General features: G+C 48.6%; 11 protein-coding genes and 1 pseudogene. 9 read left to right on the top strand and 3 right to left on the bottom strand.

From position 1 onward, the window contains the following. Positions 1-3 precede the first annotated feature (3 nt). The 9 genes and pseudogenes from ACTTJF_RS03300 (at position 4) to ACTTJF_RS03260 (ending at position 10,278) form a co-directional block, all read left to right on the top strand. Complete coding sequence (locus ACTTJF_RS03300; RefSeq protein ID WP_346745828.1) at positions 4-624, top strand: DNA polymerase III subunit delta'; 621 nt, start codon at positions 4-6, stop codon at positions 622-624. Beyond that, positions 621-1,757 carry a dihydropteroate synthase gene (folP, locus tag ACTTJF_RS03295; protein ID WP_442550756.1) on the top strand — a complete coding sequence of 379 codons (1,137 nt, stop codon included), beginning with the start codon at positions 621-623 and terminating at the stop codon, positions 1,755-1,757. Before ACTTJF_RS03300 ends, folP begins: the two co-directional genes overlap by 4 nt. Before the next feature lie 24 nt (positions 1,758-1,781). Further along, entirely contained in the window at positions 1,782-3,725 is a 1,944-nt protein-coding gene (gene ligA / locus ACTTJF_RS03290) for an NAD-dependent DNA ligase LigA (protein ID WP_442550755.1), read from the top strand. Next, positions 3,715-3,789, top strand: a pseudogene (locus ACTTJF_RS03285) (23S rRNA (cytidine-2'-O)-methyltransferase TlyA); the annotation flags it as partial. The gene ligA and the pseudogene ACTTJF_RS03285, both read left to right, overlap by 11 nt. Before the next feature lie 45 nt (positions 3,790-3,834). Beyond that, entirely contained in the window at positions 3,835-4,866 is a 1,032-nt protein-coding gene (locus ACTTJF_RS03280; protein WP_442550808.1) for an SAM-dependent methyltransferase, read from the top strand. Continuing rightward, complete coding sequence (locus ACTTJF_RS03275) at positions 4,832-5,713, top strand: bifunctional riboflavin kinase/FAD synthetase (protein ID WP_442550754.1); 882 nt, start codon at positions 4,832-4,834, stop codon at positions 5,711-5,713. The genes ACTTJF_RS03280 and ACTTJF_RS03275 overlap by 35 nt, the downstream gene beginning before the upstream one ends. Beyond that, positions 5,710-6,414 carry a carboxy-S-adenosyl-L-methionine synthase CmoA gene (cmoA, locus tag ACTTJF_RS03270; protein ID WP_442550753.1) on the top strand — a complete coding sequence of 235 codons (705 nt, stop codon included), beginning with the start codon at positions 5,710-5,712 and terminating at the stop codon, positions 6,412-6,414. The genes ACTTJF_RS03275 and cmoA overlap by 4 nt, the downstream gene beginning before the upstream one ends. A 475-nt stretch (positions 6,415-6,889) precedes the next feature. Continuing rightward, positions 6,890-7,828 (top strand): TAXI family TRAP transporter solute-binding subunit, encoded by a 939-nt coding sequence (locus ACTTJF_RS03265; protein WP_295145104.1) that lies wholly within the window; start codon positions 6,890-6,892, stop codon positions 7,826-7,828. 350 nt (positions 7,829-8,178) lie between these two features. After that, positions 8,179-10,278 (top strand): TRAP transporter permease, encoded by a 2,100-nt coding sequence (locus ACTTJF_RS03260; RefSeq protein WP_442550752.1) that lies wholly within the window; start codon positions 8,179-8,181, stop codon positions 10,276-10,278. Between the two features lie 128 nt (positions 10,279-10,406). On the opposite strand, the gene ACTTJF_RS03255 is transcribed toward ACTTJF_RS03260, so the two are convergent. From ACTTJF_RS03255 to ACTTJF_RS03245, 3 genes are read right to left on the bottom strand one after another with little or no spacing between them, the layout of a single operon-like run. Then, a complete protein-coding gene (locus ACTTJF_RS03255) occupies positions 10,407-10,889 on the bottom strand; it encodes a tetratricopeptide repeat protein (RefSeq protein WP_185897805.1) in 483 nt (160 codons plus the stop codon). A 45-nt stretch (positions 10,890-10,934) separates the two neighbouring features. After that, a complete protein-coding gene (locus ACTTJF_RS03250) occupies positions 10,935-11,756 on the bottom strand; it encodes a M48 family metallopeptidase (protein ID WP_442550751.1) in 822 nt (273 codons plus the stop codon). Beyond that, positions 11,732-13,051 (bottom strand): MATE family efflux transporter, encoded by a 1,320-nt coding sequence (locus ACTTJF_RS03245; protein ID WP_442550750.1) that lies wholly within the window; start codon positions 13,049-13,051, stop codon positions 11,732-11,734. Before ACTTJF_RS03245 ends, ACTTJF_RS03250 begins: the two co-directional genes overlap by 25 nt. Positions 13,052-13,121: the final 70 nt, after the last annotated feature.

Here is a 13,121-nt window from a genome sequence, read left to right as displayed (position 1 = left end):
TCTATGCGAAGCAAAATCGTAATCACGAGCGATTTTGAAGCCTTAAAAGAGGAAATTTTAGGGCTTTACGGCGTAAATTCGGTTAGATTTTTTTTCGCCGAGGACTTTTTGCTAGAAAACGCAAAAGAGGTTGCCGCCGAGGCCTACATCGCGGAGAGCGAGCCTAAGCTACTAGTTTTAGGCGCTAAAAATTTCCGCGTCGAGGCTCAAAACTCTCTACTAAAAATCATCGAAGAGCCGCCTAAAAATATCTTTTTTATCATAGCCTGCGAGTCGAAAAATATGCTCCTGCCGACCGTTCGTTCGCGCCTAGTTACCGAAAATAGGCTTGAAAAAAAGCAGCGAGAAAAAACGGGGTTAAATTTTAAACGCCTCGAGCTAAAAGAAATTTGTGCGTTTATCGATGAAAAATCAGCTCTCGAGCGCTCCGAAAAGTTTGGCAAAAACGACCTAAAAGAGCTAATCGCCGCAATAGTTCTCGAGGCTACGGCGCAGGGGGTCAAATTTAGCGCCGAAGAGCTTGAGTATTTTTTCAAAGCCGTGCGCCTAGCCGAGCTAAATACCAAAACCCATGCGCTTCTTACGCCGATACTTCTTATGATTTACGAAAAAGGGCTTAGATGAAAATTTTTAAAATCAATCCGCAAACTGATTTTAACGAGATTTGCGAGATTATCCGTCCTAGCGACGAGGGGCGAAATTTGATGAAAAAAAAGTCGGCGATCAACTTTTTTTTGATTAAAGATTTGCGCTCGCCTGCCGCAAATATACTAAAACAAGACGCGCTAAGCGTGGGCGCGGAGCTCGTCACTAATCGCGACGTGATTCTGGGCGGCGCAAACTCGGTCGCGCTTTTGATGGCTACCGATGCGCAGGTGCAGGCACTTGCCAAAAAAGAGTCCGCGCAGGATTTTGGTCTAAAAAATTTGGCTAAATTTTTAAAATCTCCGTTTAAAAAACCGCAGCGTGCGCAGATAATGGGCGTAGTAAACGTAAATGAAGATAGCTTTAACGCTGCAAGCCGCGTGAACGAAAAAATCGGTATCGAAAAAATCGAAGAGATGATCGAGCAGGGTGCCGAGTATATCGACGTGGGTGCGGTGAGCTCGCGGCCCGGTAGCAAATACGTCGGACGCGAGGTTGAGTTTGCCAGGCTTGAAAAGATACTTGCTGAAATTTACCGTCTAAATTTGCACGAAAAAGCGATATTTAGCCTAGATAGCTTTGATGCGTACTGCCTAGAGTACGCGCTAAATCACGGCTTTAAGATGATAAATGACATCACGGGCGACGTTAGCCTCTGCGCTCTAGCGGCGCGCTACGGCGCTACCTACTGCCTCATGCACATGCAAAATAGCCCCGAAAATATGCAAGATAACCCGCATTATAATGACTTGCTCGGCGAGATAGACGCTTTTTTCGAGGCTAAGATCGCCGCGGCGCAGGATCTTGGATGCCGCGATATCGTGCTGGATGTGGGAATCGGCTTTGGCAAGACAGCGGAGCAAAATATGATTTTGATAAAAAATTTGGAGCATTTTTTACGCTTTGGACTGCCACTTTTAGCCGGTGCTAGCCGTAAATCGGTCATAAATTTTTATAGCCCCAGCGAGATCAAGGACCGCTTGCCCGGCAGCCTCTATCTGCATCTTGAGGCCTTTAGAAACGGCGCACAGATCATCCGTACGCACGACGTGGCCGAGCATGCGCAGATGTTTAGGCTGGAAAACGCGATGAGAAAGCTCGCGGCGTGGTAAGCAAAGCAAATTTAACGAGGAAAAATGGATAAAAAAGAGTATTTAGAGGCCGTAGATACGCTAAACGCGTGGGCGAAGGCCTACTACACCGACGATGCGCCCATAGCCACCGACGAGGAGTACGACGAGCTTTATCATAAAGTGCTGGAATTTGAGAGGTTAAATCCCGGCGATATCTCGATGTTTAGCCCGACAAAGCGCGTCGGCGGCGAGGTTAGCGAGGGCTTTGTCAAGGCTCGCCACGGCGCTCGAATGTGGTCGATGGAGGATATTTTTAGTTTTGATGAGCTGCTAGCGTGGCTAAAGCGCGGCGACAAAGAGGGGCTGGAGTTTGCGCTTCAGCCTAAATTTGACGGAGCGAGCTTAAATTTACTCTATGAAAACGGCGCTCTCGTGCGAGCTATCACGCGCGGCGACGGCACAACGGGCGAGGACGTCACGAGTAACGCAAAAGTCATCAAAAATATCCCGCTACAAATCGCCTATAACGGCAGGATCGAGATCCGCGGCGAAGTCGTGATCGCTAAAAACGACTTTGACGAGATAAATTTCGCCCGCGCGCAAAGGGGCGAGCCGCAGCTATCAAATCCTAGAAATGCGGCCGCCGGCAGTCTGCGCCAGCTAGATAGCGCCGTGACGGCCTCGCGCAGGCTAAGGTTTAAACCGTGGGGCTACGGCGAGCAAAATTTGGGCCTTGAAACCTACTCGCAGATGATGGATTTTATCTATTCGCAGGGCTTTGAGCGCGAGGAGTTTTTTAAAATTTGCCGCACTGCCGAGCAGATCGAGGATGCGTATAAGCAGCTCGTAGCGCAGCGCGATAGCAAGCCCTTTATGATGGACGGCCTAGTGGTGCGCGTGCAGAGTATCGCGGCTAGCGAGGAGCTGGGCTACACGGAGAAATTTCCTAAATTTATGGTCGCGTATAAATTTCCCGCGATCGAAAAGACCACGCGGCTGCTTGACGTCGCGTTTCAGGTCGGGCGCAGCGGCGTCGTGACTCCGGTGGGCGTGCTAGAGCCCGTAAATATCGACGGCGCAATCGTAAAGTCCGCTACGCTGCATAACTTCGACGAGATCGAGCGTCTAGGCGTGCAAAAGGGCGATTTTATCAGCATTATCCGCTCTGGCGACGTGATACCCAAGATCACGGGCGTTTTTAAACAGCGCAGAGACGGCTCGCAAACCCCGATAGAGAGGCCGCGCGAGTGTCCCGTATGCGGGTCTATGCTGCTAGACGAGGGCGTTTTTATCAAGTGTCAAAACCTCGAGTGCAAGGCTCGCGTGATAAATTCGCTCATACATTTTGCGAGCAAAAAGTGCCTAAATATCGACGGCCTGGGTGAGGCGATCGTAAATCAGCTTTTTGAAGCGGGCTTGGTCGCCAAAATCGCCGACATTTACGAGCTTACGGCGCAGGATTTGGCAAGTCTTGAGGGCTTTAAAGATAAAAAGATCGCAAATTTGCTCGGCGCCATCGAGGCTAGCCGCACGCCGGCTTTGCACAGCTTTATAGCAAGCCTAGGCATCGAGCATATCGGCGAGGTAGCGGCCAAAAAGATAGCGCAAATTTACCCGCAAAACTGGCGCGAGCTAAGCTTTGGCGAAGTCGCCGCGATCGAAGGGTTCGGCGAGGCGATGGCGGAGAGTTACGCGGAGTTTATGCAGGTAAATAGGCAAAATTTGGACGAAATTTTGCGTTTCGTAAGCCCGCAAGCGCAAATTTACGAGATGAAGCAAAGCGCGATAAGCGGCAAAACGTTTGTGATAACGGGCACGCTTAGTAAGAACAGGGATGAATTTAAAAGGGTTTTGGAAGCAAACGGCGCAAAAGTAAGCGGCTCGGTGAGTAAGAAAACGGACTTCGTCCTCTACGGCGAGGAGGCGGGCAGCAAGCTGGATAAAGCGCGCGAGCTAGGCGTCGCGACGATAACCGAGGACGAGCTAAGGCGGATGATTGAGATTTGATCTATTTGTCGCAAACCGCTTAAATATCAGTCGAAACAAAGCCGCCGAGCTCATAAAAAGCGGCAAAATTTTGTTAAACGGCAAAATTTGCTCTAAACCTAGCTTTGAGGTGGGTGAATTTGATAAATTTGACGGCTCGGACGGACTAAATTTAGATGAGGCTACGGGCGTAAATTTGAAAGTTGGCAAAAATAGCGCGGAAGCGGAAAATCAAAATTTACGCGAATCAAATTTGACGGACGCAGCCCAAACTGCGGGTGAAAAAGCTCCTAGCGGCGAGCAAAATTTAAACTCAAACGGCGCAAAGATCGAACTCGTCGGCGAAATCTACGTCGGACGCGGCGCACTAAAGCTAAAAAGCTTTTTAGCGGCTTGTCCGCTAGAAGTCAAAGGCAAAAACGCCCTTGACGTCGGATCGAGCACGGGCGGTTTCGTGCAAATTTTGCTGCAAAACGGCGTAAAAAGCGTTACGGCGCTAGACGTGGGCAGCTCTCAGCTAGATAATAGCCTGCGAGCCGACTCGCGCGTGAATGTAGCCGAAAATACCGACGTGCGCGAGTTTGCAGATGGGTTTCAAAGCCAGGTCTCAGACGGTAAATTTGACGGTACGGGGCAAAATTTAAAAACCCAAATCGAGCCGAATTTTAATCCCGGTAAATCAAATTTTGCCGAGCAAGACGGACTTTTAAATAAACAAAGCGAACCAGCTTTTGCGCCGTCAAATTTAACGCAGGCCGGAGCCAAGACGAACGAGGCAAATTTGGCTTGCGTAAATTTAGCGCCGAAAATCCAAGACGCCGAGCCTGACTCCAGCACCCCCAAAAACGTCGCGCCAAAATTTGATCTCATCACCTGCGACGTGAGCTTCATCTCGCTTAAAGAAATTTTGTCATCTATCGACGCGCTAGCAGGCAAAAACTGCGACATTATCCTGCTTTTTAAGCCGCAGTTTGAGGTCGGCAGGAGCGCTAAACGAAACAAAAAAGGGGTCGTAACGGACGCAAAAGCCGTGCGCGAGGCGAGGGCGAAATTTGAGCTTTCGGCGGCAAATTTAGGCTGGATAATGCGCCAAACGCTCGAATGCGAGGTAAAAGGAAAGGAAGGAAATGCCGAATTTTTCTACGCTTTTAACAAAAGATAATATCACGGCCGTGGCGATCGGGCACTTTGACGGCGTGCATCGCGGCCACAAGGAGCTTTTAAAGCGCCTGGGCGAGTACGGCGGGCTGGTCGTGATCGACAAAAATAAGGCCAACATCACGCCCGGCCTAAAGCGCGCCGAATACTCTCGCTATCCATGCTTTTTGTATGATTTTAACGAGATCAAGGGGCTTGGGGGCGACGAGTTTATCGCGCTTTTGAAGCGGGATTTTAAAAATCTACAAAAAATAGTCGTCGGATTTGACTTTCGTTTCGGGCGAAACAGGGCGTGGGACAAGCATGATTTGCGGCGCATTTTTGACGGCGAGGCGGACATCGTGGACGAGTTTTGCTTCGAGGGCATGGGCGTGCACAGCTCGGCTATACGCGAGTATATCAAACAGGGCGAGATCTACAAAGCAAACCGCCTGCTAGGCCGCGAATACTCGATCGAAGGTCGCGTGATAAAGGGGCAGGGTATCGGGTCGCGCGAGCTCGTACCGACGCTAAATTTGGATATCAAAAGCTACCTTTTGCCGCGCGAGGGCGTCTATGCGACGAGGACCCGCATCGGCTACAAGACCTACGGCTCGGTCACGTTTATCGGCAACCGCGTGAGCACGGACGGTAACTTTAGCGTCGAGACGCACGTACTAAACGAAAATATTACGGACGCCCGCGACGTCGCGGTTTGCTTTATCAAGCGACTGCGCGATAACCGCAAATTTGAAAGCCTAGAGGAGCTAAAGCGTCAAATTTACATCGATATCAAGCAGGCGATGGAGTTCGTCGGCGTGTGCGATCTCTACGTCGTGGGCGACGCTACGCCTCAAAGGAGTAAAGCGTGAAAGACGAAATCTTTAAAGAGCCGATAAAAAAGCAGTTTGAATTTGACGCGAGCGTGGCGTCGGTGTTTGACGATATGATCGGGCGCTCGGTGCCGTATTATGCGGCTTCGCAAAAGCTGATCGCCGATTTTTTAGCGCAAATTTTACCCCACGGCGCAAGCGCGATAGACCTCGGCTGCTCGACCGCCTCGACGCTGCTAGCCCTTTGGCGCAAAAGAAGCGATCTCGCGCTAAAAGGCGTGGATAACGCGCCTGCCATGCTGCAAAACGCGCGCGCTAAGATAGAGGCGTACGGTGCTAGGATCGAGCTTGAGCTAGCGGACATTTTAGAGTGCGAATTTGACGCGCAGGGCGCTGTTTTGATGAACTACACGCTACAGTTTATTCGCCCGCCTAAGCGTCAGGATTTCGTAGCCAAAATTTACCGCGCGCTAAATGACGGCGGCGTGTTTGTTTTTAGCGAGAAGCTCATTTTTGAGGACAAGACGCTAAGTAAAAATATGATAGAAATTTACGAAAAATACAAACTTGAACAAGGATACTCGCGCTACGAGATCGCACAAAAACGCGAGGCGCTAGAAAACGTGCTCATACCATACACCGAAGCGGAAAATAGAAATTTGGCGCTTAGTGCGGGGTTTAAAAACGTAGAATGCATATTTAGATGGGCGAATTTTGCGACGTTTGTCGCGTTTAAATAATAAATTTAGCGGCTCGTCTCGCGAGCGTCTTTAACGGAGCTAGTAAAAATTTAGCTCGATAGACTATATGTCTTATCTTCGCTAAATTTTTACGTCGCAACCCTTAAATCCGTCTCGCGATACTTCGCCTTGACTTCTTATAGTTAAATTTACAAATTTTACTCGCCGAGACCCGCACCTTGAAAATGCTAACATTTAAAACTTCACACAAATAAATTCAACTTGCAACTCAATTTTAGCATTTTAAAGATGCAGGTCTCGGTGCATAAAATTTAGAAATATCCCCATGCAAAAAATATGATTTTCACTTCGCTTGTAAAAAATATATAAATTTTACCTTAAGAAATATTTTTCTAAGGCTAAAGTGTGTAAAATAGTCGCAAAATTTTGAAAAAGCTCGTAAAAAGAGCGAAATTTATACGCAAAATGCGGATTTTGAGAGTAAAATCAGAAAAATTCTTTGAAAGGAAGTTAAATGAAAACTACATCTTTGGCATTAGCTGGGTTGCTTTTTGCGTCTGCGCTGGGCGCAAAGGAGTTCGTATCTATCGGTACGGGAGCGATGACGGGCACGTATTATCCGGTGGGCGGAGCGATATGTCGCCTCGTAAATAAAGACCCGCAAATGAAATGCTCGGTGCAATCAACCGGCGGCTCCGTCTACAACGTAAATAACGTGCTAAAAAAAGAGCTAAATTTCGGTTTCGTCCAAAGCGACGTGGTTTATGATAAATTTAACGGCGTGGGCAAATTTGAGGGCAACGGCGATCAAAATTTACGCGCAGTCGTCTCGATCTACCCTGAGCTTCTAGCTTTCGTCGTCTCAAAATCAAGCGGCATCGGCTCTATAAACGACCTAGAAGGCAAAGCGATCAACGTCGGTAACCCCGGTAGCGGTAACGAAATGACCGCGCTTGGCGTGTTTAAGGCTTACGGCTTTGACGAGAAAAAACTAAAACATCACGGCGTGCTCACTGCCGGCGAATGCCCGCACGCGCTAAAAGATAAGAAAATCGACGGCTACTTCTACATGGTCGGTCACCCGACGGCCAACATCACTGACGCGGCAAACTCGCTACCTATCGACATCGTAAACATCGAGGGCGAGCAGGTGGATAAGATGCTGGCCGCGATGCCGTATTTCGCCAAAGGCACGATACCAAAAGGCACCTATGAGGGCGTGGATCACGATGTAAATAGCATCGGCGTTAAAGCCGTCCTGGTCACCGATAAGGGCATGAGCGATACTGCGGTGGCTGCGGTCGTGAAGGCTATTTTGGATAACTTTGACGAGTATAAGAGCCTGCACCCCGCACTTGCAGCCGTTACGAAAGAGAGCCTGATAGAGGGGCTTTCCGCACCTTTGCACCCTGCTGCCGAGGCTGAGTTTAAAAAGGCCGGTATAATAAAATAAACCAGCTAAGCCGTGCGGGTTAAATTTGACCTGCACGGCTTGTTTTTTGTTAAATTTAGGGCTTGTTTTTAGTTTTTGAGGATTTAAAATTTGACGCTTTGCTGGCTTGTTTTTGGGCGGCGAGTTTGCTTTAGCCGTATCAAGCGTCAAATTTTAGATTTGGCTCATACGCGCGTTTTTGATTTGACTTCGTTTGCCGTTTGCAAAATCCGCGTCTTTAGGGTGCTTGGTTAAATTTGCCGATAATTTAATGCACAAAAACGGGTCAAATTTAAAAATAAAGCCCCGATTTATGCGGGCAAAATCGCCGAATTTTAGAAAAAATTTAAGAGGTCAGGAAAAGAGCAAATATGGATAAAAATTTAAACGATACACGAACAAATACCGACTCGGAGCAGGAAAAGGAGGAGTTCGTCGAGGTAAAGACGCGCGAGATAAACTCGAGCTTTTATATTTATTTCACGAGCATCATCTGCTTTGCGTGGTCGGTTTTTCAGCTTTATATCGCGTATTTTCCGATGAACACTACGATGTCGCGCTCGGCGCACCTTGCTTTTGCTATCTGTTTGCTGTTTTTGCTCTATCCGCTTAAAATTCACAAAAAAGCCCATTCCAGCCTGCCGTTTTACGACATCGCGCTTTGCGTTTTGGGTACGCTAGCCGCGCTCTATCCGCTCATAGAGTTTTACGCTCTAGCGCAGCGCCCGGGAGACTACACGAGCTTTGATATCGCCGTAGCCTGCGTCGCCGTGGTCGTGCTGTTTGAGGCGGGCCGCAGGATCATCGGCCCGGCACTTCCTATCATCGCGGCGATATTTTTGGCGTATGATTATTTCGGCCAATACATGCCGGACATCATCGCGCACCAGGGTGCTAGCCTAAACAAGCTTGCCGGCCACATGTATCTTACGACCGAGGGTGTTTTTGGCGTGCCGCTGGGTGTTAGCGTGAGTTTTATCTATCTTTTTGTCTTGTTCGGTTCGCTGCTAGAGCGCGCGGGTGCTGGGCAATACTTTATAAATTTAGCCTTTGCGCTGCTTGGTAAATTTCGCGGCGGACCGGCGAAGGCCTCTGTTATCGCGTCAGGACTAACCGGTATGGTGAGCGGCAGCTCCACGGCAAATGTCGTTACAGTTGGAACATTTACGATCCCTCTGATGAAAAAGGCGGGGCTAACTAGCACCAAAGCCGGCGCTATCGAGGTGGCTGCGGGCGTAAACGGTCAGCTGATGCCGCCTATCATGGGCGCGGCAGCCTTTATCATCGCCGAGTTTTTGGGTCTTAGCTACACAAACGTCATGATCGCGGCCGTGATTCCGGCATTCGTATGCTATTTGTCGTTGTTTTTTATCGTGCATCTTGAGAGCTGTAAGCTCGGGCTAAAAGGCATGGAGCAGGGTGGAGGCATATCTAAGCTTAAAATTTTCGTGAGCGGTCTGCACTATCTTATCCCGATTTTGGTTTTGCTCTACACCTTGCTAATCGCGAACGAATCGCCGATCTCGGCGGCTTTTAACGCTATTTGCGTGCTGTTTTTGATCATCCTTTTTCAAGAGCCGGTTAGAAAGATAGCTCACGGCGAGGATATCGGCAAAGAGGACTTTATTGTAGGCTTTGCGGATATATTTTGGGCGATGGTGACTGCGGCTAAAAGCATGACCACGATCGCGATAGCTACGGGTTTAGCCGGTATCATCGTGGGCTCGATCTCGCTAACGGGCGTCGGCCAAGTGCTATCTGAAGTCGTGGAAAATTTAGCCGGAAACAACATCGTGCTCATCCTTTTTCTCACGGCGATAATGTCGCTGATATTAGGCATGGGCTTGCCGACGACGGCGAACTATATCGTCGTTAGCTCGCTAGTCGCGCCTGTGATTTTGTTTTTGGCGCACAAAAACGGCTTTCTCATACCGGCCATCGCGGTGCATCTTTTCGTCTTTTACTTCGGCATCCTAGCCGACGATACGCCTCCGGTGGGCATCGCGGCATACGCTGCTGCCGGTATCGCCAAAGCAAACCCCGTAACCGTGGGCGTACAGGGCTTTTTTTATGACCTGCGTACGACGATTTTGCCGTTTTCGTTCGTGTTTAACAATAAGCTGCTTTTGATAGAGAGCGTAAACGCCGCCAATCCAAACGACGCCAAAGGCATAGTGTGGATAACAAATCCGCTCGAAATGGCGCTGATTTTCGGTACGGCGCTAGTGGGTATGTTTGCCTTTTCTTCGGCACTTCAGGGGTATTTTGTTAAACGCGTAAGCATGCTTGAGCGTGCGCTGCTTTTATGCGTAGTGCCGCTAACCTTGGTGCCAAATATGTGCGCTAAATACATCCCTTTTATCGCGAACGAATACGTTTCTTACGCGATCGGCGTTTCGCTTTACGCGGCGCTGTTTGCATTTCAATGGATACAAAATAAAGCGGAAAAGAGAGCTGGCGTAGGCGCTTAGAGCCTGCGCTTTCTCGGCCTGTTGATTACTCTCTTGTAAATTTTAAAAGCTTTCGTTTTGGAAGTAGTGTATAGAAAAGATAAAATCGGGCTAAATTTAACCGTCAAATTTAACCCGAGTAAGCAAAATTAAAGTCTTTTTGAGCGTTTTAGATCGCTTGCAAATTGGCATCCGAGGCTATCGCCTATCTTGCATGCTTTTTCAAAGAGCGCATATGCCTCTTTAAATTTTTTCTCCTCTAGCAGATACGATCCCGCAGTCGCGCATGAAAAGCCGTCGCCAAGCTCGCAGCCTTTATTTAGCAGCGCGCGCGCCTTTTCTTTGTCGCTAGACACATATATCCCGCCGGCACCCGAGCAAGCCTCTTTTGAGCCTAGTTCGCAGCCTTTTTCATATAGCTCAAGCGCTTTTTGACCGTCCGGCAAAATGTCCTTGCCCAGCTGATAAAGCGCGCCTAGTTTTGCGCAGGCTAGGCCATTGTTAGCGTCGCAGGCGGCCGCAAATTTTTCGCGAGCCGTTACGAATTGAGAGCTCTCATAGGCTTTGACGCCGTCCTCAAAATCGCCGCCCAGAGCAAAAACCGCGGCGACTAGCATTAGAAGTTTTTTCATTATCTCCCTTTAAATTAAAAATATTCTATTTTAGCATATTTAAAATTATTTTTTGTTTAGCCGTTGTTCCCGCGTTTTGAAATCAGGCATGAGCTTTACGATGAAGTCATAAAAGCTTTTTTGATGGTGGGGGTAGATCAGGTGGGTAAGCTCGTGAAGCACGACGTATTCGACTAGCTCGGGGGCTTTTTCGATCAAATTTAGGCTTAAATTTATATAGCCTTTGCGCGAGTTGCAGCTACCCCAGCGAGTGGTCATTTTGCGCACGACGACGCGGTTTATTTTTCGGTTTACGGTAGGAGCGAATTTAGCTATAAAATACCCGTAAATACGCCTCGCAAAAGCTTTTTTGTAGTTTTCTAGCGCAGCTAAACTCGCGGCGTAAATTTCGCCGTCAAATTTACGTCCGTCCGCGCTAGCAAATTTAACCTCGCTAGGCTGCGCGTTAAATTTAATCCCGTCAAATTTGCCGTCAAATTTAGCGCCGTAAAGGTGCGGGTCTAGCCCCTCTGAGCTCAAATTTAAGCCGTCAAAAACTCCTGAGTCGCTTGTAAAACGTATCAAATTTACGCCTTTTAAATTCGGTTCGAATTTTATGCGGTAAACCTCGCCTAGTAGCTTAAACTCGTCCTCGCGCGGCAAATTTGCTAGCGTCTTCTTGTGAGCCGATTTTAGCCATTCGTAGTGTTTTTGCACGAACTCTAGCGCATATTTTTGCTCAGCGTAAAAGGGCAGCGAGACCGAGATTTCGCCTGATTTGGCGACCTTTAGGCGAGTTGTTTTTACGTCTTTTTTAAAATTTAGCGCAACGTCAAATTCGCCGCATTTTACGCTAACGGTTTTTACACGAGGCGTTTTGACTGCCATTTTCTGCTTCTCCAGCGCCACGTATTAACAAGACCGCGCAGCCACTCATCGGCGGTAAATCCGATCCAAACGCCGATGATACCCATGCCCTGCACGATGCCTAGATAGTATCCTAGCGGCAGGCTCACGCCCCACATAAACACCGCGCCAGTCATCAGCGGAAATTTAGCATCCCCACTCGCGCGCAGGGCGTTTACGATGACGATGTTAAATGTTCGACCCGTCTCTAAAACGATAGAGAGCGTAAAAAGCGGCAGCATGACGGCCTTTAGCTCCTCGGTCAAATTTAACCGCCCCATGATCTCAAATTTACCGAAATACGCCGCCAAAACCACCGCGAGCGTCGCGATAAAGCCGATACGAAGCGCGCGAAACGTGCGCGAGTAAGCCTCGTCAAATCTCATCGCGCCCACTAAATGCCCCACGATGACTTCGTTTGCCACGCTAATGCTGGCTCCGCAAAGTAGGATTAAAAGCGTGATCTGAAAGTAAATGGTCTGCACGTTTAGGCTAGCCTCGCCCATGCTCGCTACAAAACCGAAAGCCACCATATACTGCGCCATCCAGAGTAAATTTTCGCCCGCGCTCGGAAGCCCGACGGATAAAATTTTACGCAAAATGGCAAACGGCAGGCTAAATAGACGTTTAAAGAAAATATTAACTTTCGCGTAGCGGGTCAGGATCAAAAATAGCACGATAACGCCTACCAGTCGTCCAACGACCGTCGAAACTGCGACGCCGTAGAGGCCGTAGTTTGGCAATCCTAGCCAACCAAAAAGCGCGATGGCGTTACCGCAAAGGGTGATGACGTTCATGAGTAGGGAGACTAGCATGACGGCGGTAGCGAAGTTATAAACGCGAAGCACGGCTGCAAGCACCATGCCGATACCGTCAAAGGCTAGCGCGATACCGAGCATATGCAAGTAGCCAAAACTCTCGGCGCGAAGCTGCTCTGGAACGTTTAAAAGCTCTAAAATCTCAAATCCGAAAAAGTAAATAAAAACCGCGCTGCCAAGCCCGATGATCGTGTTAAACGTGATGCTAGCGTGTATGACGCGTTTGGCTAGGTTGTGATTTCGCGCGCCTAGAGCCTGGGCGACCACGACCGAGCAGCCCACGCTAAGGAAGCTAAAAATGGTCATAAATAGATCCATTATCTGATTGCCCGCGCCCATGGCGCCCACTAGATGGACGCTAACCTTAGTCACCATATACGTGTTTATAATGAGCGTCACGAAGTGTAAAAACATATCTAAAAATATCGGGATAGTAAGCTTTTTGAGCGATAAATTCATAATTTCTCTTTTGTAATGTTGATTTTAAATAACGCGCGATTATACCCAAATATAAATTTAAAGCGTTTTA

Source organism: Campylobacter sp. (genome assembly GCF_052170435.1).
GTDB lineage: Bacteria > Campylobacterota > Campylobacteria > Campylobacterales > Campylobacteraceae > Campylobacter_A.
Note: the sequence above shows the minus strand (reverse complement) of the source record. Positions and strands in the feature narration are given on the sequence as shown.